This is a genomic window from Microbacterium sp. AG157 (assembly GCF_003385695.1).
In the GTDB taxonomy this organism is placed as follows: Bacteria; Actinomycetota; Actinomycetes; order Actinomycetales; family Microbacteriaceae; genus Microbacterium; species Microbacterium testaceum.
The window spans coordinates 85,669-111,358 of the sequence record NZ_QRDK01000005.1; the positions used below are offsets into that span (position 1 = coordinate 85,669).

Sequence of the window (25,690 nt, forward strand, 5' to 3'; positions counted from 1 at the left end):
GGGTCCGCCGACGGACCCTCCCCATCCGAAAGGACGCCCCCATGATCCACCGACACGTCGCCCCCGGGCGTCGGCGAGGCCGAGCCCTGGCGGTCCTCGTCGCCGTCGCCGTGGGCGCGAGCGGGCTCATCGCCTCCGCTCCCGCGGCCCCGGCGCAGGCCGCGACCACGACGATCGTCAGCCTTACCTTCGACGACGCCAATTCCGATCAACTGAACGCCCTCCCCGCGCTCCAGGCGAACGGGATGAAGGGGACGTTCTACATCAACTCCGGATTCATCGGCGCCGCGGGGCACATGACGCGGTCCGATCTGACCACCCTGAAGAACGCGGGGCACGAGATCGGCGGGCACACCGTCAACCATCCCGATCTCGCGCAGGTGAGCGTCGACGAGGCCACCCGGCAGATCTGCACCGACCGGAAGAGCCTCACCTCCTGGGGTTTCACGGTGCGCAGCTTCGCCTATCCCTTCGCCTCGAGCACGGCAGCCGTCGAGAAGGCGGTCGCCACGTGCGGGTACAACAGCGGACGCCTCCTGGGAGACATCCGCAGTCGCTTCGGCTGCCCGGACTGCGCCTACGCGGAGTCCACGCGTCCCGCCGCGAAGTACGCACTGAAGGCCCTCGACCAGGTCGACGCAACCTGGACGCTCGACGACCTGAAGGCCGGGGTCACCAACGCCGAGAAGAACGGCGGAGGGTGGGTCCCGTACACCTTCCATGACATCTGCGACAACGCCTGCAGCGATCTGGCGGTGACCACCTCGCTGTTCACCCAGTTCACGTCGTGGTTGAAGACGCGCCAGTCGGCCGGCACCGTGGTCAAGACCGTCGGTGACGTCATCGGCGGGGCTGCCAAGCCCGTGGTCGACGGCCCCTCCGTGCCCGCGGTGACGGGGTCGACCAACGGCATCGTCAATCCGAGCATGGAGACCGGCGCCCCCGACTGCTGGATGAGGGGCGGGTACGGCAACAACTCCCCCGTCTTCAGCACGGGGTCTCCCGCGCACACCGGCAATATCGCCAGCGGCATCGTGATGTCGAACGACGTCGACGGAGACGCCAAGCTCCTCCCGCAGTTCGATCTCGGTCAGTGCTCCCCCACTGTGACGCCCGGAAAGACGTACACGTTGCGGGAGTGGTACCAGGCGAGCGGGGTGACGCAGTTCGCCGTGTACCTCCGATCCACGAGCGGCTCGTGGTCGTACTGGACCTCCAGCCCCTGGTTCGCTACGGCGACGGACTGGACGCAGGCCGATTGGACGACCTCGGCGATCCCGGCCGGCTACACGGGCATCAGCTTCGCGCTGACGATCTTCGGCAACGGCACCCTCCGCACCGACGATCTGCAGCTCTACGACAGCGCCGGCGCTCCGTCCCTGGCCCCGGCCACCGTGACAGCCCCATCGTTCGCGCCGATGACCGCGACTCCTCCGCAGGGTCCGGTGGAGAAGGTCCACCCCACCGAGAGCGACGTCACCGGATGACGCGGATGCCACGGCCGGCGGCGGCGATCACCCTCGTGGTGGTCGCCGCCGCCGGCCTGTCGGCGTGCGCCCCGCCCGCGGTTCCGCGCCCCGACACCGGCTACCCCTGGCACACCGACATCGTCGCGACGACGTTCTGGATCGGAGAGGTGTTCGATCCGAACACCTCCGACGGCAGCCAACGTCTCTCGACCTACGACTCCGACTGGCTGGGCTCCTACGGCGGATGCGACGGGATCGACGACGGAGCCGAGTGCCGAACCGAGGAGCGCACCGCCGAGACGGGGTACTTCCCCACCGCCATGACGCCCCGGGAGAACCCCTTCTACCTGGACCTCCCCTTCGACGACGTCAACGATGCCGAGGGCTTCGCCACCCGCGGCGAGGTCGTTCCGTGGGCGAAGGACCCCGCGTACTCCTCCCTCGTCGACGATCCCTCGTCGAGCCTCATGAAGAACCGCTGGGTCGTCCTGCACAAGGGCGGACGCGTCTGTTATGGGCAGATCGAGGACGCCGGCCCCGGCGAGTACCGCGACGCCACGTACGTCTTCGGCTCCGACGACCGCCGCCCCGCCAACTCCCGATACAACGGCGCGGGACTCGACGTGTCGCCCGCTCTGAACGGCTGCCTGGGCTTCGCCGATCTCAACGGCGACGACGACCGCGTCGACTGGGCCTTCGTCGACGACGCCGACGTCCCACCCGGGCCCTGGACCCGTCTCGTCACCGACTCGCCCGTCCGCTGACGCGCGTCCACCGCCCGCGGCGCACACAGCGCAGAGGGCCGGATGCCATGGCATCCGGCCCTCTGCGAAAAGTCGTCGACGCGGGCTTACTGCCCGCGGCGCTCGCGCAACTGCTGCAGGGCGTCGTCGAGGAGCGAAGCGGCTTCTTCGTCGCTGCGGCGCTCCTTCACGTACGCGAGGTGGGTCTTGTACGGTTCCGCTTTGGCCAGGGCCGGCGGGTTCGCCTTGTCACGTCCGGCCGGAAGGCCGGAGTGCGGGGAATCGATCGTCTCGGGGATCTCGTCGTCGGGGATACCCGCCGCGAAGTAGCGCACGGTCTCGTTGCCGAGTGCGTCCCAATACGACACGGCGACACGATCGGCGTGGAAGCCGTGGTCCTGCTCGCCCATGGGGCCCGCGCCGACGCGCGAACCACGGATGGCGTTGCCTCCGGTGGCCATGTCAGATCTCCGCGAACTTGGTCAGCAGACCGAGACCGACGATGGTGACGAACCACACCAGCGCGAGCACGATCGTGAAACGGTTGAGGTTGCGCTCGGCGAGACCAGACGACCCGAGGGCGGAGCTCATTCCGCCGCCGAACATGTCGGACAGACCGCCACCGCGTCCCTTGTGAAGCAGGATGAGCAGGGTCAGCAGGAGGCTGGTGATACCCAGAAGCACCTGCAGGACGAACTCGAGAATCTGCACAGTCCAAAGCCTTTCGTAGCGATCAGGTCGACCGCACAAGCGTCAAGTATACGGGGAGGCGCCCCAGACGCACGGATGCCCGCGGCGAAGCGCCGCGGGCATCTCGTCGGCGTCAGACGCCGACGTGCTTCTGGAAGCGGACGATAGCCGCGAACTCGTCGACGACGAGGCTCGCGCCACCCACCAGGGCGCCGTCCACATCGGGCTCGCGCATGAAGCCGGCAATGTTGCCCGACTTCACCGAACCGCCGTAGAGAACGCGCGTGCGAGCAGCCGCATCGGCACCGACCTTGTCGGCGACGACCGCGCGGAGCTTGGCACAGACCTCCTGGGCCTGGTCGGGCGTTGCCGCCTGACCCGAGCCGATGGCCCACACAGGCTCGTAGGCGACGACGATGTCGGCATCCGCCGCAACGCCCTCGAGGGCGACCTCGAGCTGACCGACGGGAACGGCGCTGGCGCCGAACTTCTCGAGGTCCTCCGAGGTCTCGCCGACGCAGATGACCGGCGCGAGACCGTGGCGTAGTGCCGCCTGGGTCTTCGCTGCGACGACCTCGTCGGTCTCGTTGTGGAACTGACGACGCTCCGAGTGCCCGATGATGACGTACTTCGCGTCGAGCTTGGCCAGGAACTGACCGGAGATCTCGCCGGTGTACGCACCCGAATCATGGGCCGACAGGTCCTGACCGCCGAGGGCGAAATCGATCTTGTCGGCGTCGAGCAGCGTCTGCACGGTGCGCAGATCGGTGAACGGCGGGAAGACCGCGACCTCGACGCTTCCGGCCTCGTGCTTTGCTTCCTTCAGCGTCCAGTGCAGCTTCTGGACGAACGCGACCGCCTGCAGGTGGTCGAGGTTCATCTTCCAGTTGCCGGCGATGAGTGGGATTCTGTTCACTGCCATCCGAGGACCTCCAGTCCGGGAAGCTTCTTGCCTTCGAGGAATTCCAGGCTCGCGCCGCCACCCGTGGAGATGTGGCCGAAGGCGTCGTCCGCGAAACCGAGCTGACGCACGGCCGCGGCGGAGTCACCGCCGCCGACGACGCTGAGGCCGTCGACCTCGGTGAGCGCCTGGGCGACGGTCTTGGTGCCGGCCTCGAACGCCTTCATCTCGAACACACCCATGGGGCCGTTCCAGAAGACCGTGCGCGAGCCGCGGATGGCGTCTGCGAAGATCTCCGCGGTACGGGGACCGATGTCGAGACCGAGCCCCGAAGCGCCGAAAGGGGTCTCCTCGAGCGCATCGGCGTCAGCGACCACGTGTTCGGCATCGGCCGAGAACGACGCCGCGACGACCGCGTCGACGGGGAGGACGATTTCGACCCCGCGCTCCTTCGCCGTGGCGAGGTAGCCCTTCACGGTGTCGATCTGGTCCTTCTCGAGCAGGCTCGAGCCGACCTGGTGGCCCTCGGCGACGAGGAAGGTGAACATCATGCCGCCGCCGACGAGCAGCCTGTCGACGCGAGGGAGCAGGTGCTCGATGACACCGAGCTTGTCGCTGACTTTCGAGCCGCCGAGCACGACCGTGTAGGGGCGCTCCGGGTTCTCCGTCAGACGGTCGAGGACCTCGAGTTCCTTCTGGATGAGAAGGCCCGCGACGGACGGCACGATCTGGGCGAGGTCGTAGACGCTCGCCTGCTTGCGGTGCACCACGCCGAACCCGTCCGACACGAGGGCGTCGCCCAGGCCGGCGAGTTCCCGCGCGAATGCCTGACGCTCGGCCTCGTCCTTCGAGGTCTCCCCCGCATTGAACCGGAGGTTCTCGATGACGGCGACCTCACCGTTCTCCAGCGACGAGACGGCGTCGTGAGCGGACTCGCCCACCGTGTCGCGCGCGAACGCGACCGGCTGGCCGAGCAGCTCGGACAGACGCTGCGCGACCGGCTCAAGCGAGTATTTCGGGTCGGGCGCACCGTCGGGGCGGCCGAGGTGCGAGCACACGACCACACGCGCGCCGGCGTTGATCAGTGCGTTGAGGGTCGGCAGCGACGCGCGCACGCGGCCATCGTCCGTGATGATCCCGTCCTTGAGAGGAACGTTGAGATCACAACGGACGATGACGCGCGTGCCGGCCAGCGACCCCAGCGAATCGAGGGTGCGCAGAGCCATGAAGGGTTACAGGCGCTCGGCGACGTACTCGGTCAGATCGACGAGACGGTTGGAGTAGCCCCACTCGTTGTCGTACCACGACGAGACCTTGACGAGGTTGCCGCTGACGTTCGTCAGCTCCGCGTCGAAGATCGAGGAGTGCGGGTTGCCCTGAATGTCGCTCGACACGATCGGGTCCTCGGTGTACTGCAGGATGCCGTTGAGACGACCCTCGGCAGCGGCCTTCTTGTAGACCTCGTTGACCTGGTCGACAGTCAAGCCCTCGGTGGGCGTGACGATCGTGAGGTCGACGATCGAGCCGGTGGGGACCGGAACGCGGTAGGACGAGCCGCTGAGCTTGCCGTTCAGCTCGGGCAGGACCAGGCCGATGGCCTTGGCAGCACCGGTCGAGGCGGGGACGATGTTGATCGCCGCGCCGCGCGCGCGACGAAGGTCGCTGTGCGGGCCGTCCTGCAGGTTCTGGTCGGCCGTGTAGGCGTGGGCGGTCATCATGAAACCACGCTCGATACCGAAGGCCTCGTTGAACACCTGGGCGAGGGGCGCCAGGCAGTTCGTGGTGCACGACGCGTTCGAGATGATGACGTCGGTCTCGGGGTTGTAGGTCTCTTCGTTGACGCCCATGACGATGGTCGCGTCGTCGCCCGTGGCGGGAGCCGAGATGAGAACCTTCTTGGCGCCGCCGGTGATGTGCTTCTTGGCGTCCTCGGCCTTGGTGAAGCGGCCGGTGGACTCGATGACGATGTCGACGCCGAGCTCGCCCCAGGGGAGGTTGGCCGGGTCGCGCTCTTCGAAGACCTTGATGGTCTTGTCGCCGACCGTGATGGAGTCTGCGGTGTACGAGACGTCCTCGGTCAGCACGCCGCCGACGGAGTCGTACTTGAGGAGGTGCGCCAGCGACTTGTTGTCGGTGAGGTCGTTCACCGCCACGATTTCGAGGTCGGCACCCTGCGCGAGAGCCGCACGAAGGTAGTTGCGTCCGATACGGCCGAAGCCGTTGATTCCGATCTTGACGGTCACGGAATATCTCCTGAATCAGTTGTGCGCGAGAAGCGCGTGATTGCGATGTTCGCTGGCGGACAACGGCGTCCCGGCGGGGTGTCCCGCCGGGACGCCACACCGTTTACGACAGTACCAGCAGACCCGAGGTCTTCTCCCGGGCGGCCGCGAAGCGCTTCTGAGCGTCGTCCCAGTTGGCGATGTTCCAGAAGGCCTTCACGTAGTCCGCGCGGACGTTCTTGTAGTCGAGGTAGTAGGCGTGCTCCCAGACGTCGAGCAGGAGGATCGGAACGGTCCCCGCGACGATCTGTCCCTGCTGGTCGAAGAACTGCTGGATGACGAGGTTCTCACCGATCGAGTCCCAGAACAGACCCGCCCAGCCCGAGCCCTGCACGCCGAGCGCCGCAGCGGTGAACTGTGCGCGGAACGCGTCGAACGAACCGAACTGGTCGTCGATCGCGGACTCGAGGTCGCCGGTGGGCTTGTCCCCCCCGTTGGGCGACAGGTTCGTCCAGAAGATGGAGTGGTTCGTGTGGCCGCCGAGGTTGAACGCGAGGTCCTTCTGCAAGCGGTTGATGTTGGCGAAATCGCCCTTCTCGCGCGCTTCGGCGAGGAGGTCGAGAGTGGTGTTGGCGCCGTTGACGTAGGTCTGGTGGTGCTTGCTGTGGTGCAGCTCCATGATGGTCGCACTGATGTGCGGCTCCAGCGCAGAGTAGTCGTAGGGCAGTTCGGGCAGCGTGTACTTCGCCATGATCTCAACTTCCGAATCGGGCGCCGCCGAGACCTCTGCGTCGTAACGACGTGCCGAGGAACCGAGCAGCGAGGGTGACGATTTCATCCTACTGAGGGGTAACCACGGCGCACCGGGGTTGCTTCCCCCGATGACGCACATTAGACGCCCGGGCGCGTCGGGGAGGACGGAGCTCGGGTCGTGAGAAGTCTCGAGATCGGCGACCACTCGGGATGCCAGGGCTCCCGGCATCCGGGACACTCAGGTCGAAGCCGGTCGGCGTCCGCGGGCCTCGCCGGCCCTTGCCGCGCTCAGTCCTCGGCGCCCACCGGCACGGCGGCTTCGGTACCGGGGATGCCGTCGACCTCGGCCTTCTTGTCGGCCATCGCGAGCAGGCGACGGATGCGGCCGGCGACGGCGTCCTTGGTGAGGGGCGGGTCGGCGTGGTGTCCGAGCTCGTCGAGGCTCGCGTCGCGGTGGGCGAGGCGAAGTTCGCCCGCCTGCTGGAGGTGCGCGGGCACCTCTTCGCCGAGGATCTCGAGCGCGCGCTCGACACGGGCGCACGCGGCGACGGCCGCCTGCGCCGAGCGGCGGAGGTTGGCGTCGTCGAAGTTGACGAGCCGATTGACGCCGGCGCGCACCTCGCGACGCTGGCGCATCTGGTCCCACTCCCCCGCGGTGCGGCGGGCGCCCATCTCGTACAGTGCTCCGCGGATCGCCTCGCCGTCGCGCACGACGACGCGCGGGACCCCGCGCACCTCGCGGGCCTTGGCGGGGATGCCGATCCGGTGGCCGGCCCCGACGAGAGCCATGGCCGCCTCCGAGGAGGGGCATGAGATCTCGAGCGCCGCCGAGCGACCCGGGTCGCTGAGCGAACCCGCGGCCAGGAACGCCCCGCGCCAGATGGCGCTGAGGTCGGGACGCGAACCGGTGGTGAGCTTGTTCGGCAGGCCGCGGACGGGGCGGCGGCGCTGATCGAGCAGCCCGGTCTGACGGGCGAGGGTCTCGCCGGCCTCGATCACGCGCACGGCGTAGAGACCGCCCGCTCGCCCTCCGGAGCCCTGCACGTGGTGCAGCTCGGGGCGCACGCCGTAGAGCTCCATGAGGTCACGTGCCACACGACGCGCCAGGATGTCGGAGTCGAGCTCGGCCTCCACCGCAACGCGGTTGGCGATGGAGTGCAGACCACCGGAGAAGCGCAGGAGGGCCGTCAGTTCGGCGACGCGCGCGGTCGGGCGCGGGTCGCGAACGGTGATGAGTTCGGCCTTCACGTCGGCGGTCAGCGGCACGGTTCTCCTCGGGTGGGGGCGGCGGGGACGACGGTACAGCCTACTCGCGACCGAGGTCGCGGTGAGCCACGCGGACGGCCACCCCGGGCACATCGGACAGACGTGCAGCCAACTCACGGGCCATCACGACGGAGCGGTGCTTGCCGCCCGTGCAGCCCACTGCCACGACGGAATGCCGCTTGTTCTCGCGCTGATACCCCTCCATCACGGGGCGCAGCGCCGTCGCGTACGCGTCGAGGAACTCCGACGCGCCCTCCTGCGCCAGCACGTATTCCCGCACGCGAGGATCCTCGCCGGTGAGGGCGCGCAGCTCGTCATTCCAGAACGGGTTCGGCAGGAATCGCATGTCCGCGACGAGGTCGACGTCGGGCGGGAGGCCGTACTTGAAGCCGAAGCTCATGAGCGTGACGGTGTGCCGCGCGGCACCCTCTTCACCGAAGAGAGAGACCGTCCGCAGGGACAGCTGATGGACGTTCAACGCCGAGGTGTCGATCACCACGTCGGCCGCCTCGCGCACGGGCGCGAGACGCTCCCGCTCGCGACGGATCCCGTCGAGGATCGTTCCGTCGTCCTGCAGGGGATGCGGTCGGCGCACGGCCTCGAAGCGTCTCACGAGCACTGCGTCACTGGCATCCAGGAACACCACCCGTAGCTGCCGGTTCGCCTGCAGGGTTCGCATCGCCTCGGGCAGGTCGCCGAAGAGCGATCGGCCGCGCACGTCGACGACCACCGCCACCCGTGGAACCGCACCCCCGGCGAGCTCGGTGAGCTCGAGCAGAGGGCGCAGCATGCGGGGCGGGAGGTTGTCGACGACGTACCAATCGAGGTCCTCGAGGGCGTTAGCGACCGTGGATCGCCCGGCACCCGACATGCCCGTGACGATCAGCACCTCTCCTGGCTCGTCATCGCGTGCCGGTTCCATGGGCGATCGCCTCCCGTCGTGTGGTCCCAGCCTACCGAGCCAGATGCGTGTGGATGGCCTCGGCCAGCGTCGGGCCGATGCCGGGGAGGGCCGTGATCTCGTCGGGCGTGGCGTTCTTGAGCGCTGATACCGAGCCGAAGTGCCGCAGGAGCGCCTTGATACGGGCGTCTCCGAGACCCGGCACCTCTGCCAGCACACTCGTGATGTCGCGCTTGCGGCGCTTGCGTTGGTGGACGATCGCGAATCGGTGGGCCTCGTCGCGCAGGCGCTGCAGCAGATACAGCGCCTCGGACGTGCGGGGAAGGATGACCGGATACTCCTCCCCCGGCAGCCAGACCTCTTCGAGGCGCTTGGCGATGCCGCACAGCGCGATCTCTTCGTGACCCGCGTCGGCGAGAGCACGCGCCGCCGCCGCGACCTGCGGCTGACCACCGTCGACCACGAGCAGTTGCGGGCGGTAGGCGAAGCGAGGGCGCTTTCGCGCGGTCACAACCTCGCCGTCCGCGGTCGCCTCTTCGGAGTCGGGGTCGGCCACGATCGCGCCGTCGACCGTCTCGGGCTCGATCTCGTCGGGACGATCGAGGTAGGCGAGTCGCCGGCTGAGCACCTGGTACATCGAGTCGGTGTCGTCCGTCGTCTCGGCGACCCCGAAGGAACGGTACTGGTCCTTGCGAGGAAGACCGTCTTCGAAGACCACCATGGATGCCACGACGTTGGTGCCCGAGAGGTGCGAGATGTCGAAGCACTCGATGCGGAGCGGCGCCTCGGTCATTCCGAGCGCCTCTTGAAGGTCGGTGAGGGCCTGCGACCGCGCGACGTAGTCGCTGGTGCGGCGGGTCTTGTGAAGCATCAGCGCCTGCTGCGCGTTGAGCGTCGCGGTCTTCAGCAGGTCGGCCTTCCGGCCGCGCTGGGCGACCTGCAGGGTCACCGGGCGGCCGCGGCGTTCGCGCAGCCAATCCTCGAGCTGTTCGGCGTCGTCGGGAAGCTCGGGGACGAGCACCTGCCGCGGGATGTCGCTCGCGTCGGCATCGCCGTAGGTGCGCTGGAGCACCTGATCGACGAGGTCGGCGCCGGAGATGTCGATCTCTTTCTCGATGGTCGTCGCCCGCACGCCGCGCACACGCCCACCCCGGACGACGAAGTGCTGGACGGTGGCGGCGAGTTCGTCCTCCGCGATTCCGAAGAGATCGGCATCCGTGTCCGAAGCGAGCACCAACGCGCTCTTGCCGAGCACCGCGTCGATGGCCTGCAGGCGGTCTCGGTAGTGGGCCGCCGACTCGTAATCCATCGCGGCGGACGCCTCTTTCATGCGGGCGGTGAGCTCGCGCGTGAAGCGCTGGTCACCGCCGGACATGAAGGCGATGAAATCGTTCACGACGGCACGGTGCTCCTCGATCGTCACCTTCATCGAGCACGGCCCGCCGCACCGGCCGATCTGGCCGGGGAAGCAGGGCCGACCGGATGCCATCGCCTTCTTGTACGAGGAATCGCTGCACGTGCGGATCGGGAAGACCTTGATCATCAGGTCGATCGTGTCGTGCACCGCCCACACCTTCGGGTACGGCCCGAAGTATTTGGCCCCTCGGATCTTGGGGTTGCGCGTGACGGTGACGCGCGGGGCCTCGTCGGCGAGGGTGATCGCCATGTACGGATACGACTTGTCGTCGCGGTAGCGGACGTTGAAGGGCGGATCGAACTCCTTGATCCACATGAACTCCAACTGCAGGGAGTCGATGTCGCTCGGAACGACCGTCCATTCGACGCTCGCCGCCGTCGTCACCATGCGCCGCGTGCGCTCGTGCAGGGAATGCAGCGGAGCGAAATAGTTCGACAGGCGGGCGCGGAGGTTCTTGGCTTTGCCGACGTACAGCACGCGCCCCTCGGCATCCCGGAACCGGTAGACCCCCGGGTTTGTGGGGATCTCGCCGGCTTTGGGACGATACGAGAGGTGCGATACCCGTTCTCGTGGTGCCACGCTCAGCCCGCCGCGCTCACGAGCTCTCGCTCGGCGTCGCCGCTCTCGACCGCAGCGATGTTGCGCTGCGCGCCGGTCCGGCCGGTCTCGAGAAGCTCCGCCAGGAAAGAGCCGGTGTGGCTGCCCTCGACCTTCGCGACCTGCTCGGGCGTTCCGGTGGCCACGATCGTGCCGCCGCCGGCGCCACCTTCGGGCCCGAGGTCGATGACCCAGTCGGAGCTCTTGATGACGTCGAGGTTGTGCTCGATCACGATGACGGTGTTGCCCTTGTCGACGAGACCGTTCAGCACCTTGAGCAGCAGCGAGACATCCTCGAAGTGCAGACCCGTGGTGGGCTCGTCGAGAACATAGATCGAACGGCCGTTGCTGCGGCGCTGCAGCTCGGTAGCGAGCTTGACGCGCTGCGCCTCGCCCCCCGACAGCGTCGTCGCCGACTGACCCAGGCGTACGTACCCGAGACCGACGTCGACGAGGGTCTTGAGGTATCGGTGGATCGCCTGAATGGGCTCGAAGAACTCCGCGGCCTCCGAGATCGGCATCTCGAGCACCTCGGCGATGTTCTTGCCCTTGTAGTGCACCGAGAGCGTGTCGCGGTTGTAGCGCTTGCCGTGGCACACCTCGCAGTCGACGTACACGTCGGGAAGGAAGTTCATCTCGATCTTCAGCGTGCCGTCACCCGAGCACGCCTCGCAGCGCCCGCCCTTGACGTTGAAGCTGAACCGACCGGCCTGATAGCCGCGCACCTTCGCCTCGGGGGTCTCGGCGAAGAGGCCGCGGATGCGATCGAACACTCCGGTGTAGGTCGCCGGGTTCGAGCGCGGAGTGCGGCCGATCGGGGCCTGGTCCACGTGCACGACCTTGTCGAGGTTGTCGAGACCCGTCACGCGCGTGTGCTTACCGGGCACGCGTCGCGCCCCGTTCAGCTTGGACGCGAGGACTTCGTACAGGATGCCGTTCACCAGCGTCGACTTGCCAGAACCGCTGACGCCGGTCACCGCCGTCAGGACGCCCAGCGGGAAGTCGGCCGTGACGTTCTGCAGGTTGTTCTCGCGCGCGCCGACGACCGTGACCTGACGTTTCTTGTCGATCTTGCGACGCTTCTTCGGTGCCTCGATCGAGCGGCGGCCGGAGAGATAGGCGCCCGTGAGCGAGTTCTCGTCGGTCAGCAGGCCGGAGAGGGGGCCGGAGTGCACGACGTTGCCTCCATCGACGCCGGCGCGGGGTCCGATGTCGACGACCCAATCGGCCGCGTGGATCGTCTCTTCGTCGTGCTCCACGACGATGAGGGTGTTGCCGAGGTCGCGCAGCGTCTCGAGCGTCTGGATGAGGCGGCGGTTGTCGCGCTGGTGCAGGCCGATCGAGGGCTCGTCGAGCACATAGAGCACGCCGGTCAGGCCCGAGCCGATCTGCGTCGCGAGGCGGATGCGCTGCGCCTCGCCGCCCGACAGGGTGCCGGCCGCGCGGCCGAGGCTCAGGTAGTTCAGACCCACCTGCAGCAGGAAGTCGAGTCGCGCGCGGATCTCGCGCAGCACGGCCGCGGCGATTGTCGCCTCGCGGTCGGTGAGCGTCAGCTGCGAGAAGAATTCGCGGGCGTCGGCGAGGCTCATGCGCGAGGCCGCCGCGATCGACGTGCCGTCGACGAGCACCGCGAGCACCTCGGGCTTCAGACGGTCACCGTCGCAGACCGCACACGGAACCTCGCGGAGATACTCCGACCACCGCTGGCGCTGAGTGTCGGACTCTGCCTGGAGGTACTGCCGCTCGATGTAGGGCACGACGCCCTCGAACCCCGACGAGTACCGCATCTCGCGGCCGTAGCGGTTCTTCCACTTGACGGTGACCTTGTAGTTCTCACCGCGGAGCACCGCCTGCTGCACATCGTGAGAGAGGTCCTTCCACGGGGTGTCGAGCGAGAACTCCAGGTCGCGCGCGAGGCCCTCGAGAAGGCGCTCGTAGTACTGGAAGAGCCCCTTGCCCTGGGTCGTCCAGGGCAGGATCGCGCCGTCGCGGATCGAGAGCTCTTCGTCTCCGAGCATGAGGTCGACGTCGACGGACATGCGAGTACCCAGGCCCGAGCAGACCGGGCACGCACCGAAGGGCGCGTTGAACGAGAAGGTGCGCGGTTCGATCTCGGTGAGCTGCAGAGGGTGCCCGTTCGGGCACGCCAGCTTCTCGGAGAAGGACTGCCAGGCGTCGTCGCCTTCTTCGTCGACGTAGTTGACCTGCATGATGCCGCCGGCGAGCCCCATCGCCGTCTCGACGGAGTCGGTCACTCGACTGAGGTTGTCTCCGGATGCCACGAGTCGGTCGACCACGACCGCGATGTCGTGCTTATAGCTCTTCTTCAGTGTCGGCGGCTCCGCCAGCTGCACGAGCTCGCCGTCGACGACCGCGCGAGCGTAGCCCTTGGCACTGAGCTCTTTGAAGAGGTCGACGAACTCCCCCTTCTTCTGGGTGACCACGGGCGCGACGATCTGGTAGCGCGTCCGCTCGGGGAGCTCCATGAGCTGGTCGGCGATCTGCTGGACCGTCTGTCGCTGAATGCGCGCACCGCAGTCGGGGCAATGGGGTACGCCGACGCGCGCCCAGAGCAGACGCATGTAATCGTGGATCTCGGTGATCGTCCCCACCGTCGAGCGGGGATTGCGGTTGGTCGACTTCTGGTCGATCGAGACCGCGGGGCTCAGCCCCTCGATGAAGTCGACGTCGGGTCGGTCGACCTGCCCGAGGAACTGACGCGCGTAGGCGCTGAGCGACTCGACGTAACGGCGCTGACCCTCGGCGAAGATGGTGTCGAACGCGAGGCTCGACTTTCCCGAGCCCGACAGACCGGTGAAGACGACGAGCGAATCGCGCGGGATGTCGAGGTCGACGTTCTTCAAGTTGTGGACGCGCGCACCCCGGACACTCAGCTTTCCGCTGATACCGGAATTCGCGGACGGCGAGGGCTGGGCGACAGGAACGATGGGCACGTGTTAAGTCTAGGTCGGACCTCCGACATCGGCCCCGGGTTCGCCCCGGCCGCACGGATGTGCGAGAGTGCGGCACCGCATCTCGCCCCGTCGCGACCGGAGACCGGCGATGCGATTCAGACGTTCGATTGTCCCGCGAAGGGAGCGAGCCCGTCTCGCAGGGCCTTGAGCGCGTCCTCGTCGACGCCGACCCGCGCCATGATCTTCCCCGGCACCTCGAGCGCCGCCGTGCGCAGCGCCCACCCCTCGTCGGTGAGGTCGATGTCGAGCACGCGCTCGTCGTCGACCCGGCGCGCGCGCCGCACCCTCCCCTGCGCCTCGAGACGCTTCACCAGAGGTGACAGCGTGGCGGGCTCCATTGCGAGTTCGGCCGCCAGGGCGCCGAGCGAACGCGGGGCCTCCTCCCACAGCGCCAGCATCACCAGATACTGCGGATGGGTCAGACCGAGGGGCTCGAGCAGCGGTCGATAGATCGACACGACGTTGCGCGCTGCCGTGACCAGGGCGAAACAGACCTGGTTCTCGAGCTTCAGCGGGTCGTCCACACGCCATCTCCTCAATTAGTTAGTACACTAATAATCATGACACGAAAGGATGCCGATCGCCCGCCGCTGCGCGAGCGTGTCCGCGACGCCGGCGGCTGGTACCAGTACCTCAATACGCGTCTCATCCGCGTCGCCGGCCCCGCGTCCGTCGGCCCGTACGAGACCACCCCCGAACCCACCCGGACGGGGCGCCCCTGCCCGCTCTGCGGTCGCGCGATGGCCGAGCACTCCGTCGATCGCTCCGGCCCGAAGCCACTGCTGCACTGCCCCTGAGTGCCCACGCAGATTCCCCCGGCACTGCCGGATACGACGGATCCCGCAACGAGGGCGTAGCGCCATGGTCCGGCCGTCGGCGACCCGTCTCGAGCCCGCTTGCGCCGTCCTGGGCGCGCAAACTTGAGGTCCCGCGTCCGTCCACGCGGGCGAGCATCGGACGCATTGTCGGACGAAGGCCTCAGGGGCGCGCCTCGCGGTCTCAGGCGTGACCGGCGCGCTCCATGGCGCGCAGCTCTTTCTTCATCTCCTGAACCTCGTCGCGAAGGCGTCCGGCGAGCTCGAACTTCAGCTCGGCCGCGGCCGCGAGCATCTGTTGCGTCAGGTCGGCGATCGTGGATTCGAGCTGGTCCGCGCCCTCCGCAGCGATGCCGGTGCGCCGTAGCGACGGGGTCGGCGACTTGCCCTTGCCGGACTTGTCCGTGCGTGACAGCAGATTCTTCGTGTCGGACGCCTCGCGATTGAGGACCTCGGTGATGTCGGCGATCTTCTTCCGCAGCGGCTGCGGGTCGATCCCGTGCGCGGTGTTGTACGCGATCTGCTTCTCGCGACGACGCTCGGTCTCTTCGATCGCCTTGCTCATCGAGTCGGTCATCTTGTCGGCGTACATGTGCACCTGACCGGAGACGTTTCGGGCGGCGCGACCAATGGTCTGAATGAGCGAAGTCCCGCTGCGCAGGAACCCCTCTTTGTCGGCGTCGAGAATCGCCACCAGGGACACTTCGGGGAGGTCGAGACCTTCGCGAAGAAGGTTGATGCCGACGAGGACGTCGTACACACCGGCGCGCAATTCGGTCAGCAACTCGACGCGGCGCAGCGTGTCGACGTCGGAGTGGAGGTAGCGCACACGCACCCCGTGTTCCCCGAGGAAGTCGGTGAGTTCTTCCGCCATCTTCTTGGTGAGCGTCGTGACCAGCACGCGCTCGTCGCGCTCCACCCGCACGCGGATCTCTTCGAGGAGGTCGTCGATCTGCCCCTTGGACGGCTTCACGATGATCTCGGGATCGACGAGACCGGTCGGGCGGATGATCTGCTCGACCACGCCGTCGGCGATGCCCATCTCGTAGCGACCCGGCGTCGCCGACAGGTACACCGTCTGACCGACGCGCTCCTTGAACTCGTCCCAGCGCAGCGGGCGGTTGTCCATGGCGCTCGGCAGACGGAAGCCATGCTCGACGAGGGTGCGCTTGCGCGACGCGTCGCCCTCGTACATGGCGCCGATCTGCGGCACCGTGACGTGCGACTCGTCGATGACGAGCAGGAAGTCGTCGGGGAAGAAGTCGAGGAGGGTGTGCGGCGGATCTCCCGGCATGCGGCCGTCCATGTGCCGCGAGTAGTTCTCGATGCCCGAACAGAAACCGAGCTGTTGCAGCATCTCGAGGTCGAAGGTCGTGCGCATCCGTAGGCGCTGCGCCTCGAGGAGCTTGCCCTGCGACTCGAACTCTTTGAGGCGTTCCTCCAGCTCGTGCTCGATCGTGCCGATCGCGCGCTGCACGGTCTCGGTGCCAGCGACATAGTGCGACGCCGGGAAGATCGGAACGGAGTCCATCTTCTCGATCACGTCGCCGGTGAGCGGGTGCAGAAGATACAGGGCCTCGATCTCGTCGCCGAACATCTCGATGCGGATGGCGTACTCCTCGTACACCGGGATGATCTCGATCGTGTCGCCGCGCACGCGGAAATTCCCGCGTGAGAAATCGACGTCGTTGCGGTTGTACTGCATGGAGATGAACTTGCGGATGAGGGCGTCGCGGTCGTAGCGCTCCCCCACCTGCAGGGCGACCATGGCTCGCAGATACTCCTCGGGCGCGCCGAGGCCGTAGATGCACGAGACCGTCGAGACGACGACGACATCTCGGCGAGAGAGAAGGGAGTTGGTCGTCGAGTGGCGCAGTCGCTCGACCTCGGCATTGATCGAGCTGTCCTTCTCGATGAAGGTGTCCGTCTGCGGAACGTAGGCCTCGGGCTGGTAGTAGTCGTAGTACGAGACGAAGTACTCGACCGCGTTGTTCGGCATGAGCTCTCGGAACTCGTTCGCCAGCTGCGCCGCGAGCGTCTTGTTGTGCGCGAGGACGAGGGTCGGCCGCTGCACCTGCTCAACGAGCCAGGCCGTCGTCGCCGACTTACCGGTACCGGTGGCACCCAGCAGAACGACGTCGGTCTCACCCGCGTTGATGCGGCCCGCGAGCTCGGCGATCGCCTGTGGCTGATCGCCGGAGGGGGTGTATTCGCTGATGACCTCGAAGGGACGGACGGAGCGCGTGGCCTGCATACGACCAGCGTAGGCGGGGCCTCCGACATCGGGGCCGGGTTGCGTTCGCCGTGCGCGAGCGCACGGCTCGCCGGCACGGGGTCAGGCGGCTCGCATCACTCGTTCCCAGAGCTCGTCCACCTGCCGACGCGTGGATTCCATGTCGGCGGATGTGTCGATGACGACGTCTGCCAGAGCGATCCGCTCCTCGTCGCTCGCCTGCGAGCCGATGCGGGCGCGGGCGTCGGCCTCCGTCAGCCCACGCGTGTCGATGAGCCGTCGCACGCGAAGATCCGCGGGACAGTGCGCGACGACCACGAGATCCCACGACTCGCCGCCGCGCGCCTCGGCGAGGAGGGGCACGTCGTACACGACGACAGCGGCCGGGTCCGCCGCGAAGGCCGAAGAGAACCGGCGCTGCGACTCGCTGCGCACGGCCGGGTGCACCAACGCGTTCAGCCGCGCGAGCCGGTCGGGGTGCCCGAACACGAGGGCGCCCAGAGCGGGCCGATCGAGAGAACCGTCGGGCCGCAGCACCGCGGTTCCGAATTCCGCCGCGATATCCGCGAGCACCGGCGACCCGGGAGCCTGCACCTCTCGCACGATGGCGTCCGCGTCGACGACGACGGCTCCACGGTCGGCGAGCAGGGCGGCGATGGTGGACTTGCCGGAGGCGATCCCACCCGTCAACGCGAGAAGAGGCACCCGACGAGGATGCCACATCCGCACGTCCTCCCACCGGGGAGGCGTTTCGCCGCCCCGTCGTCTAGCATTCCCCCAGGCCGCTCGCCCGATCCGGCCCGACGAAGGCCCCACCATGACCGCACCCCCCACCACGGTGGTGATCGAGGACGATCTCGACATCCGCCTCCTCGTGACGGCGGTGCTCGAGGGCGCCGGCTACGTGGTCCACGCGGCCGCCAGCGGCCTCGACGGGGTCGAGCTCGTCCGTCTCCATGCCCCGATCGTCACCACGCTCGACGTCAGCATGCCCGGGATCGACGGATTCGAGACCGCCCGACGCATTCGCGCCTTCAGCGACACCCGCATCCTCATGGTGAGTGCGAGAGCCGACGAAGCCGAACAGCGCGCGGGACGCGAGGCCGGCGCCGACGACTATCTCACCAAGCCCTTCCGCCCCCGCGAGCTTCGCCAGCGGGTTACCGATCTCGCTCGGTCCGTGCGCGGCTGAGGGTCGCTCTCAGGCGAGCCCGAACGCCTGCTCACCCGTCTCGGCGGCGCGGGCAGCGGCCTCATCGGCGCGGCTCGTGAGGGCCACCGAGTGGTAGCCGTGGTCGGCGGCAACGGCCAGTCCGACGCCTACCGCGGGCACGATGGCCGCGCCGAGTCGTGCGAGATCCGCGACCACCCGTTGGTGCAAGATCCGGGCAACGCGGCGGACATCGGTCGCCGGCGTCGTTGTGAACGCGACGGAGAGGCCGGCGGCATCCGTCTCCCCCACCAGCGCCATCGTCGGCGCGTGCCGACGAACCGACGCCCGCACCTCGAGCGCCAGTCGTTCCGCGTCGTCGGGCCCGAAGGCCACGGCGACGCGCTTGAGATCGTCGATCCGGATTCCGATCACACAGACCCCCTCGCCGGCGGCCTCGGCGCGAGCGCAGACGATGGCCAGAGTGGACTCGAAGGATTCGCGGAACAGCACGCCGTGGGCGTCCACCGAGAGTCGCCGCACCTCGGATGTCCCGCGAAGCGCGGACTCGTTCGCCCGGAGGACCGAAGTCACCACGAGCGCCGCGATGACGAGCGCAATCGTCAGAATCGCCGAAACCCGCGTGTCGAAGACGTCGCGGAACAGGTCGCTTTCGGGTCCGAGCCACAGGAACACGACGGCGCGCGCGACGAACCACGCCGTCTCGACCACGAGGACCGCCGTCAGCCCGGACGAGCTCCAGCGCCGAGCGATCGCCCCTCTCCGTGTCTCGACCGCTCCGGTCGCCGCGAAGACGGCGTTGCCGAGGAAGAACGGCACGGCTCCCGCCCATGACCCGCCGCCGGGGCCGGCTGCGAGAGCGGCGACCACGACCACCAGCACCGTCGCGCTGAGGACGATCGCGGGTCGGCGCACCGAGCGGCCGTTGAACGCGACACCGCCCAGCCAGATGAAGCCCGTCGCGGCGACGAACGCGCCGTTGCCCACAGCCACCGCCACGTACACGTCGGGAAGAAGCAGCCACGCGAGGTAGCAGGTCGCCGAAAACGTCCCCGAGAGGTAGGCGCTCGCCCACAGGCGCCCGGGGAGACCGTCCTTGAGCATGAGAGTGTCGAGCAGGTACATCACCGTCGAGGCGACGATGACCAGCGTGGCCGCTGTCTGCAAGGTGAGGACGTCGAGAATCACGGGGTCTCCCTCGGTTCGCGGGGCAGCCGGACGGTGAAGGTCGCGCCTTCACCCGCCGCCGTCACTACGGTGATCTCGCCCCCGTGGGCGCGAACGAGGTCGCGGCTGATCGCCAGGCCCAGGCCGCTGCCGTGGGTCGACGACATGCGCACGGCGTCGCCCCGGAAGAACCGCTCGAACAGACGAGGCTGCTCGCTCGCGCTGATCCCGGGCCCGTCGTCCGTGACCGTGACCGTGACCGAATGCGGGTCGTCGTTCACCGACACGGCGACCGATCCCCCGCGAGGGTTGTACTTGACGGCATTCGACAGCAGGTTGTCGATGACCTGGCGTACACGTCGCCCATCGATGAAGGCCCGAGCGGGCGCGAGATCCCCCGTCTCGATCCGGATGCCATGGTCTTGCGCCCGCGGAGCGATCGACTCGATCGCTGAACGCACGATGGCCGAGACGTCGGTCGGCCGCAGGTCGAGTTCGACGCCGAAGCCCTCCCGGGAAGTCGACGAGACCGCGAGGATGTCGGCGACGAGTTCGAGCAACCGCGAGGCATTGCGCTCCGCGACCTCCAGGCGGTCCCTCGTGCCCCCGTCGAGGGAGTCGTTGTCGAGGGCGAGCTCGAGGTAGCCGATGATCGACGTCAGCGGTGTGCGCAACTCGTGCGAGACGCTCGACACGAGATCCTCGCGGGCGCGACGCGCCTGTTCCTCCACCGTGACGTCGCGCGATACGACCACTCCCCCGGTCTCCTCGGAATCACTGCCGGGTAGACGTCGTGAGGTGATGCTGAGTGCCCGGCGGTCCTCGCCGGGCGAGCCGTACCAGACCACCTCTGCCTCGAAGGTCTCGCCCGAGCGCGCGCGAGCCAGCGGCGTCGCATCGGGGGCGATCGCCGTCGATCCGTCGGCAGCGAAGACGGCGATCTCCCGTCCGAAGGCGTCGGTGCTGTTCAAGAGGAGTCCGTGGGCGGTGTTGGTCACGGAGAACTCTCCCGCGGGAGTGATGCGCGTCACGCCGAAGTCGACGGCATCCAGAACCTCGGTCACCAGATCCTCTTGACGCCGGGCGCGATCGAGGGCGCGGCGCAGCTCGGCGGACTGCTTTTCGAGCAGAACGCGTTGAGCGCGTCCGCGCCGCGCCGTGAGCGCAGCCATCGATGCCAGCGCCGCCACGGTGAACGGCAAGACCAGAGTCGACGACGCGAACCGCTGCAGGTCATCCGTCGCGAGCTGATGGACGACGACGGCCGACACCGTCAGCGAGACGGCGATGACACCGCGCAGGCCGAACACCGTCCCGATCCAGATCGCGGGGAAAGTCCACAGCAGCCCGAGGCCCGCCAGCGGGGCGCTCTCGCGCATCACGGCTATGGCCACGACGTCGAGGATCGGGAGGACGCCGATGACCCACCTCGGCATTTTCTGCCAGGGCAGGAGCACGGCGGCGATCGCACCCGCGAAGACAAGGGCGGTACCCGCGAAGAAGAGCGAGGCGTGGACCACCTGCCCGACCATGATCGACACGACCGCACCCAGAAGGGTCGCCGCCGCGAGCAATGTCTGACTCGCCACGATGCTGCGACGCAGACCGAAGCGCTCGCTCGGGGTCGGGGGCGCCATGGCCTCGACGATAGCGTTTCACTCGCGTGCGGCACGGGCAAGGGCCCGCGGCACGCCGTTCACGCCCTGTTCACGCCCCGGCCGGGGGTGTCGGAACCCGAAGTCGCCCTCGAAGTTTCCACCGACGTCGCCGCCTCCGGTCTCCATGGCGCGCGCATCGGCGACTCCGGCATCGAACGTTCCGGGTCGGCCTCGGACAAGCCCATGATGTCGATTCTCGGGTCGCCTGCCCGAACGATCGGGCCGGGTGCTCGGAACGACCAGAGGCGTGCGGGGGCCGTCGAGCAGGCGGAATAGACCGGCCCAGACGCCGCTCGGACGCGATGGGGCGACTGCCATCGGTCATCCCCGCAGCGCCACCGCCGCGCTCGTCCACCGGGCGTACAGCGCCCACGGGTCGTCGACGCCCGCCGCGAGCTCAGCCACGTGCGCGTCGAGCACCGGGCTTCTGCGGAACCATTCGGTTCTGCCGAGACGCTCTTCGGCGAAGAGAGCGTGCCGGCGCCGCTCCACCAGCCGGTCTCCGGGTTCGAACGCGAGGAGCTCATCGTGCCAGATCGCCGTCAACCGCCGACGGGGGTTCGCGGTGGTTCCGATCTTGATGCGGTCGTCGAATCTCACGTAGTAGACCACGTCCACGCGCGGGGGCGGGAGCTCACCGTCCACGGCCTCGCCGTGCCGCCACTCGCACACCGCGCACAACCATCCGCTCGGCCACCGCACCCCCAGGCGCGACCCGCAGAGTCGGCACGGCGTCGGCAGGACGTCGGTCGCCCCCTCATGCGACGCCACCCAATCGGCGCTGACGGACAGGTGCCACGCGCACAGCGCAACCGGCGCGAGCGCCTCTGCGAGCTCGAGACAATCCGGCACGAGGCAGTCGAGGGCGGGCATGCGCTCACGCTACGCCCCGCCCCCGACATCGTCTCAGTCCTCGACGACCGGTGCCTCCAATACGAGGAACAGACCTGCGTACGGGCCGAGCTCGAGTGAGAAGCTCTGCAGCTCGTCCACGCGTCCGACGGGCTCGCCCGTGGCGGCGTCGATGGCCGTGCTCTGGGGAACGAGCCACTCGGACCTCACGGTGCCCTCGATCGTCTCGCCCGAGAAGTTCAGCACCGTGATCTGCAGCGGAGCCCCCTCGTCGCGTCGGTCGCCCCCGTCGAGACGGTGGACCATCACGAGCATGCTGGGGTGACCGACCTGCGGGATGTCGACCTGCGAGGCGATCGCGATGCCGTGGTCGCCGCGAATCCGCAGGATCTCCTTCAGCCCCGAGAGGAACGACTCCGGGTCCTCCCGCTGCTGACCGAGCGAGCCGTAGAGCGCCCGCGCCCGCGGCACCCCCGATATCGACGACGACGCCTCGGGCGCCACATCGAGCAGGTCGTGCGCTCCGCGCTCGATCCAGCGGGTGTCGCCGCTCGAGATGAGGTGCCGCACGTCGTCCGCGGGCAGCGTGAGCGAACCCGTCAGATCCCACCCCGACAGAGCGAAGACACCCGGCTGCCAGGAGTTGTACTTCGCGAGCAGCAGGTGCGCGTCGCGGATCGCGGGGATGTCCTCGTCGGTGATGTCATCGAGCGTCGCCTTGCCTTGCGTCGCGGCGATGAGGGATGCGGAAGTGCACGCGATGCCGTTCTGGGTGAAGACGAGGTTGTAGTCGGCGTCGACCGTGAGCTTCTCGGTCAGTTCGGCCCGCACGATCTCGGCGATCTCTCCACCGGTGTGCTCCTGATGACGGAAGGGATAGGCCGTGTCGCGGTGCGTCGTCGCCCAGTGCACGAGCTCATAGGTCAGCTCGTCGTGGTTCTGCATGCCGTGGACCAGTTGGACGGGCTCGACCCCGGTATCGAGAGCGGTCGTGAGCGCGAGTCGAAGGAACTCGGTATTCGCCGTAGCCAGGGCGTGGTGGTAGCCGGGGCGCGTCACGAAGTCGTAGGACAGATCGGCGCCCACCGCGCTCGTGTCGCGGATGTCCTCCATCGTCAGGTTCAGCTCCTGGAAGGTGAAGCCTCCCACCTTGCGCACCATGCCCGCGATGATGTGGTTCGCCGCGTGCGAGAGGGGATGCCCCTCCGACCATGCCGGCAGGCCCTCCGCACTCTTCTCGACCCCGAGGAAGCCGTTGGCATCGAGGCGCAGCGCGCTCGTGCCGAGGTCACCGAGCGAGTGCAGCGCATCGCCGATCACCAGCCGCATCCCCGCGAACGTGGGGTCGAGCCAATTGATCGAGGGCTGGCCCTCCTTGAAGTAGTGCAGGTAGACCCAGCGCCGTTCGAGACCGTCGGTACCGACGACCGGTGCCGTGGTGCTCCAGTTCGTCTCCTTCACACCGGGGGTGTAGAAGATGACGCGCTGCAGCTCACCGATGATGTAGCCACGCGCGCTGAGTTCGCGTTCGGTCTCTGCGTCGAGATTGACCGAGTCGCGGCCCGCGGGCACGTCAGGCAGCAGGCCCCAGTCCTCGCGCGGGATCTCGACCATGTGGTAGATGCCGGGGTAGTCCTTGTACGCCATCTCGGCGAGACGGAAGTCCGCACCCTTGCCGGTGTGGCCGGGGACGATGTCGTCGATCACGCTGCCACCGTGCGACTCCGCGACGTCGGCGACACGGCGGAACGCGTTCTCGTCGCCGAACTCGGGATCGATCTGCGTGCTGATGCGGTCGAAGTGACCGTCGACGCTCGGCGTCTCCTGCCACCCGGTGATTCCGCCCGCGCGCTTGACGGGCCCGGTGTGGATGCCGTTGATCCCCACCCACTCGAAGGCATCCCAGAGGGCCTCGTCTCCGAGAGCCTCCAGGAAGGACTCCCCCGGTCGCGTGATCAACGAGATGGGATACGCCGTGAACCAGACGTCGGTGGACTCGATCGCCCGACGCGCGTCGGGCCGCGCATAGGGATTCCGCCACATCGACGGCTGCCCCGACAGCTGGCGGCTCAGCACGTCGGCATCTTTGAGCATCGACTGCCGAACGAGCCACTCCACGTACGACGGGTTGCCGCCGTTCGCGTTGCGAGGGTCCGTCAGAAAGCGCCGCAGCGTTCCGCCGCGGAACTGGTCACGCGGTCGCAGCCGCCGCGGCCGCGCCGGGTACCGCTGCTCGTCGTAGCTGATCTCCGTCGCGTTTTCGATCACCTCGTCCGCGTCGATCGGTTCCCCTTCGCTCCGACCGGCGTCGACCATCTCGTCGTCCATCACAGCGCGCTCATCGGCGTCGTCCACTCCCAGCCTCCTTCACGTCTTCTTCGACGGTAGTCTCTTACGCCGACATCGACCCCGGCCATTGACCTCGACCCGCCGAGTGCCGATAGATACGCCGCGCCGCCTCACCGTGCGCCGGCGGGCGCCGAACGCAGAGCCACCGCGGCGATCAGCAGCGCGAGCACGCACATCCCGAGGACCGCCGAGAGGAATACCACCCATCCCGCCGAGGCGAAGACGAGACCGAGCGCCCATCCGAACAGGCTCGAGCCCGCGTAGTACCCCAAGTAGTAGAGGGAGGACGCCTGAGCCCGCGCTTCCGCGTCCGCCGCCACCGGCGTCCACCCCGATGCGACCGCGTGCGCCGCAAAGAAGCCCGCGGTGAACGCGAGGAGTCCGGCGATCACGGCCGCCACCGAGGGAAGCAGCATGGCGCCCACGCCGACCGCCATCATCGCGATACCGGCCAGAAGAAGCGGAAGCCGCCCGTATCTCACGGCGAGAGCCCCTGCTCGAGGGGACGAGACCGTCCCCGCCAGGTAGGCCAAGAACAGCAGCGTCACGACGGCCGGCGCCAGAGAGAACGGCGGCTCCGCCAGGTGGAAGCCCAGATAGTTGTAGACGGCGACGAAGGCCCCCATCAAGAGGAAAGCCTGAGCATAGAGAGCGAGCTGCACGGTCGATCTCAGGTTGAGACCGAGTCGACGACGGACCGTCACCCCCTTTCCGGCGCGCGATCGCCCGGGAACGAAGCCCCGTGCGGCGGGCACCAACGTCAGGAACACCGCCGCCGCCACGACACAGAGAAGTACGACGGATGCGACCCCCCACCGCCACCCGGCGAACTCGGAGATCAAGCCCGAGGCGACACGGCCCGAGAGACCTCCCACTGTCGTGCCGGCGATGTATGAGCCCGCGGCGGCCGCGACGAACCGCGGCGATACCTCCTCGCTGAGGTACGCAAGAGCGACCGCGGGCACCGCGCCGAGGGCGACGCCTTCCACCAATCTCAGCGCCAGCAGCACGCCGAGGTCGTGCGCGAACGGCGTGACGGCGCCGAGCAGGGTCGCCGCGATGACACCGATCGCCATCGCCGGTACACGTCCGATCCGATCTGCCACGAGCGACCACGGAATGACCGCGGCTGCGAGACCGAGAGTGGATGCCGACACCGTCAGAGCAGCACCGGCGGGGCCGGAACCGACATCGACGGCGATCGACGGGAGCACTGCCTGCGTCGCATACAGCTGGGCGAACGTCGCCACCCCACCGAAGAAGAGTCCGATCAACAGGAGCCGGTATTCGCGACTCCCGGGTAGGTGTCCGGAGAAGTCGCTCACATCCGCGATTTTATCGGCCCGGTCGCGGGTACGACGAGGCGGTGGTGGGTGTCGTCCTGGGCAGGGGACGGGACGCATCAGCGCGTCGGCACCCGGGGAAGTGCCCGTAAATGCGAAATGGCCACCCAACTTTGGGTGGCCATTTCGACTGAAAAGAAGTCCGGCGGTGTCCTACTCTCCCACAGG

General features: G+C 68.1%; 22 protein-coding genes. 4 read left to right on the forward strand and 18 right to left on the reverse strand.

The genetic code is table 11. The features are described from left to right. Nucleotides 1–41: 41 nt before the first annotated feature. Together DEU35_RS16250 and DEU35_RS16255 are read left to right on the forward strand one after the other, a co-directional pair. On the forward strand, nt 42–1,487 hold the full coding sequence (locus DEU35_RS16250; RefSeq protein WP_181904677.1) for a polysaccharide deacetylase family protein: 1,446 nt from the start codon (nt 42–44) through the stop codon (nt 1,485–1,487). 5 nt (nt 1,488–1,492) lie between these two features. Continuing rightward, nucleotides 1,493–2,233 (forward strand): hypothetical protein, encoded by a 741-nt coding sequence (locus DEU35_RS16255; protein ID WP_258873585.1) that lies wholly within the window; start codon nt 1,493–1,495, stop codon nt 2,231–2,233. Between the two features lie 86 nt (nt 2,234–2,319). On the opposite strand, the gene DEU35_RS16260 is transcribed toward DEU35_RS16255, so the two are convergent. The 11 genes from DEU35_RS16260 to DEU35_RS16310 form a co-directional block, all read right to left on the reverse strand. Further along, nucleotides 2,320–2,673 (reverse strand): RNA polymerase-binding protein RbpA, encoded by a 354-nt coding sequence (locus DEU35_RS16260; RefSeq protein ID WP_055955187.1) that lies wholly within the window; start codon nt 2,671–2,673, stop codon nt 2,320–2,322. Nucleotide 2,674: 1 nt separating this feature from the next. Continuing rightward, nucleotides 2,675–2,923, reverse strand: coding sequence for a preprotein translocase subunit SecG (gene secG / locus DEU35_RS16265; protein ID WP_056232190.1), 249 nt, complete (start codon nt 2,921–2,923; stop codon nt 2,675–2,677). A gap of 112 nt (nt 2,924–3,035) precedes the next feature. Beyond that, entirely contained in the window at nt 3,036–3,824 is a 789-nt protein-coding gene (tpiA, locus tag DEU35_RS16270; protein ID WP_116240132.1) for a triose-phosphate isomerase, read from the reverse strand. Further along, nucleotides 3,815–5,029, reverse strand: coding sequence for a phosphoglycerate kinase (locus tag DEU35_RS16275; RefSeq protein WP_116240133.1), 1,215 nt, complete (start codon nt 5,027–5,029; stop codon nt 3,815–3,817). The genes tpiA and DEU35_RS16275 overlap by 10 nt, the downstream gene beginning before the upstream one ends. 6 nt (nt 5,030–5,035) lie before the next feature. Beyond that, complete coding sequence (gap, locus tag DEU35_RS16280; protein ID WP_094734144.1) at nt 5,036–6,046, reverse strand: type I glyceraldehyde-3-phosphate dehydrogenase; 1,011 nt, start codon at nt 6,044–6,046, stop codon at nt 5,036–5,038. A 103-nt stretch (nt 6,047–6,149) separates the two neighbouring features. Continuing rightward, entirely contained in the window at nt 6,150–6,776 is a 627-nt protein-coding gene (locus tag DEU35_RS16285) for a superoxide dismutase (RefSeq protein ID WP_103210019.1), read from the reverse strand. A gap of 290 nt (nt 6,777–7,066) precedes the next feature. Then, nucleotides 7,067–8,044 carry a DNA-binding protein WhiA gene (gene whiA, locus DEU35_RS16290; protein WP_103209861.1) on the reverse strand — a complete coding sequence of 326 codons (978 nt, stop codon included), beginning with the start codon at nt 8,042–8,044 and terminating at the stop codon, nt 7,067–7,069. A gap of 40 nt (nt 8,045–8,084) precedes the next feature. After that, nucleotides 8,085–8,966 (reverse strand): RNase adapter RapZ, encoded by an 882-nt coding sequence (gene rapZ / locus DEU35_RS16295; protein ID WP_103209864.1) that lies wholly within the window; start codon nt 8,964–8,966, stop codon nt 8,085–8,087. A 31-nt stretch (nt 8,967–8,997) separates the two neighbouring features. Further along, the gene (uvrC, locus tag DEU35_RS16300; protein WP_116240134.1) at nt 8,998–10,941 is read right to left on the reverse strand and encodes an excinuclease ABC subunit UvrC; all 1,944 of its coding nucleotides are present in this window, start codon (nt 10,939–10,941) and stop codon (nt 8,998–9,000) included. A gap of 2 nt (nt 10,942–10,943) precedes the next feature. Further along, nucleotides 10,944–13,913, reverse strand: a complete 2,970-nt coding sequence (uvrA, locus tag DEU35_RS16305) for an excinuclease ABC subunit UvrA (RefSeq protein WP_181904678.1) — start codon at nt 13,911–13,913, stop codon at nt 10,944–10,946. Between the two features lie 116 nt (nt 13,914–14,029). Continuing rightward, the gene (locus DEU35_RS16310) at nt 14,030–14,458 is read right to left on the reverse strand and encodes a MarR family winged helix-turn-helix transcriptional regulator (protein ID WP_116240135.1); all 429 of its coding nucleotides are present in this window, start codon (nt 14,456–14,458) and stop codon (nt 14,030–14,032) included. A 36-nt stretch (nt 14,459–14,494) separates the two neighbouring features. On the opposite strand from DEU35_RS16310, the gene DEU35_RS16315 reads away from it, so the two are divergent. Continuing rightward, entirely contained in the window at nt 14,495–14,731 is a 237-nt protein-coding gene (locus tag DEU35_RS16315) for a hypothetical protein (RefSeq protein ID WP_174799708.1), read from the forward strand. Nucleotides 14,732–14,933: 202 nt separating this feature from the next. On the opposite strand, the gene uvrB is transcribed toward DEU35_RS16315, so the two are convergent. Next, entirely contained in the window at nt 14,934–17,003 is a 2,070-nt protein-coding gene (gene uvrB / locus DEU35_RS16320; protein ID WP_103209872.1) for an excinuclease ABC subunit UvrB, read from the reverse strand. An 81-nt stretch (nt 17,004–17,084) separates the two neighbouring features. Then, on the reverse strand, nt 17,085–17,687 hold the full coding sequence (gene coaE, locus DEU35_RS16325; RefSeq protein ID WP_103209874.1) for a dephospho-CoA kinase: 603 nt from the start codon (nt 17,685–17,687) through the stop codon (nt 17,085–17,087). Between the two features lie 112 nt (nt 17,688–17,799). Here coaE and DEU35_RS16330 point away from each other — a divergent pair, with 112 nt between their 5' ends. Next, nucleotides 17,800–18,174 (forward strand): response regulator transcription factor, encoded by a 375-nt coding sequence (locus DEU35_RS16330; protein WP_103209877.1) that lies wholly within the window; start codon nt 17,800–17,802, stop codon nt 18,172–18,174. A gap of 9 nt (nt 18,175–18,183) precedes the next feature. Here the strand turns inward: DEU35_RS16330 and DEU35_RS16335 are convergent, their stop codons facing one another. The 5 genes from DEU35_RS16335 to DEU35_RS16360 all read right to left on the reverse strand — a co-directional run bounded on the left by DEU35_RS16335 (nt 18,184) and on the right by DEU35_RS16360 (nt 25,504). After that, on the reverse strand, nt 18,184–19,341 hold the full coding sequence (locus DEU35_RS16335) for a diguanylate cyclase domain-containing protein (RefSeq protein ID WP_116240136.1): 1,158 nt from the start codon (nt 19,339–19,341) through the stop codon (nt 18,184–18,186). Continuing rightward, on the reverse strand, nt 19,338–20,957 hold the full coding sequence (locus tag DEU35_RS16340) for a cell wall metabolism sensor histidine kinase WalK (RefSeq protein ID WP_116240137.1): 1,620 nt from the start codon (nt 20,955–20,957) through the stop codon (nt 19,338–19,340). Before DEU35_RS16340 ends, DEU35_RS16335 begins: the two co-directional genes overlap by 4 nt. Nucleotides 20,958–21,299: 342 nt before the next feature. Next, nucleotides 21,300–21,851 carry a GIY-YIG nuclease family protein gene (locus DEU35_RS16350; protein WP_116240138.1) on the reverse strand — a complete coding sequence of 184 codons (552 nt, stop codon included), beginning with the start codon at nt 21,849–21,851 and terminating at the stop codon, nt 21,300–21,302. Nucleotides 21,852–21,884: 33 nt separating this feature from the next. Then, nucleotides 21,885–24,158 (reverse strand): maltose alpha-D-glucosyltransferase, encoded by a 2,274-nt coding sequence (gene treS, locus DEU35_RS16355; RefSeq protein ID WP_371861628.1) that lies wholly within the window; start codon nt 24,156–24,158, stop codon nt 21,885–21,887. 131 nt (nt 24,159–24,289) lie between these two features. Continuing rightward, entirely contained in the window at nt 24,290–25,504 is a 1,215-nt protein-coding gene (locus DEU35_RS16360) for an MFS transporter (protein WP_258873586.1), read from the reverse strand. Nucleotides 25,505–25,690: the final 186 nt, after the last annotated feature.

Coding starts and splice junctions, on each gene's coding strand:
- DEU35_RS16250 (WP_181904677.1), top strand. CDS start 42: ATGATCCACCGACACGTCGCCCCCGGGCGTCGGCGAGGCCGAGCCCTG.
- DEU35_RS16255 (WP_258873585.1), top strand. CDS start 1,493: ATGCCACGGCCGGCGGCGGCGATCACCCTCGTGGTGGTCGCCGCCGCC.
- DEU35_RS16260 (WP_055955187.1), bottom strand. CDS start 2,673: ATGGCCACCGGAGGCAACGCCATCCGTGGTTCGCGCGTCGGCGCGGGC.
- tpiA (WP_116240132.1), bottom strand. CDS start 3,824: ATGGCAGTGAACAGAATCCCACTCATCGCCGGCAACTGGAAGATGAAC.
- DEU35_RS16275 (WP_116240133.1), bottom strand. CDS start 5,029: ATGGCTCTGCGCACCCTCGATTCGCTGGGGTCGCTGGCCGGCACGCGC.
- DEU35_RS16285 (WP_103210019.1), bottom strand. CDS start 6,776: ATGGCGAAGTACACGCTGCCCGAACTGCCCTACGACTACTCTGCGCTG.
- rapZ (WP_103209864.1), bottom strand. CDS start 8,966: ATGGAACCGGCACGCGATGACGAGCCAGGAGAGGTGCTGATCGTCACG.
- DEU35_RS16315 (WP_174799708.1), top strand. CDS start 14,495: ATGACACGAAAGGATGCCGATCGCCCGCCGCTGCGCGAGCGTGTCCGC.
- uvrB (WP_103209872.1), bottom strand. CDS start 17,003: ATGCAGGCCACGCGCTCCGTCCGTCCCTTCGAGGTCATCAGCGAATAC.
- DEU35_RS16330 (WP_103209877.1), top strand. CDS start 17,800: ATGACCGCACCCCCCACCACGGTGGTGATCGAGGACGATCTCGACATC.
- DEU35_RS16340 (WP_116240137.1), bottom strand. CDS start 20,957: ATGGCGCCCCCGACCCCGAGCGAGCGCTTCGGTCTGCGTCGCAGCATC.
- DEU35_RS16350 (WP_116240138.1), bottom strand. CDS start 21,851: ATGCCCGCCCTCGACTGCCTCGTGCCGGATTGTCTCGAGCTCGCAGAG.
- treS (WP_371861628.1), bottom strand. CDS start 24,158: ATGGACGACGAGATGGTCGACGCCGGTCGGAGCGAAGGGGAACCGATC.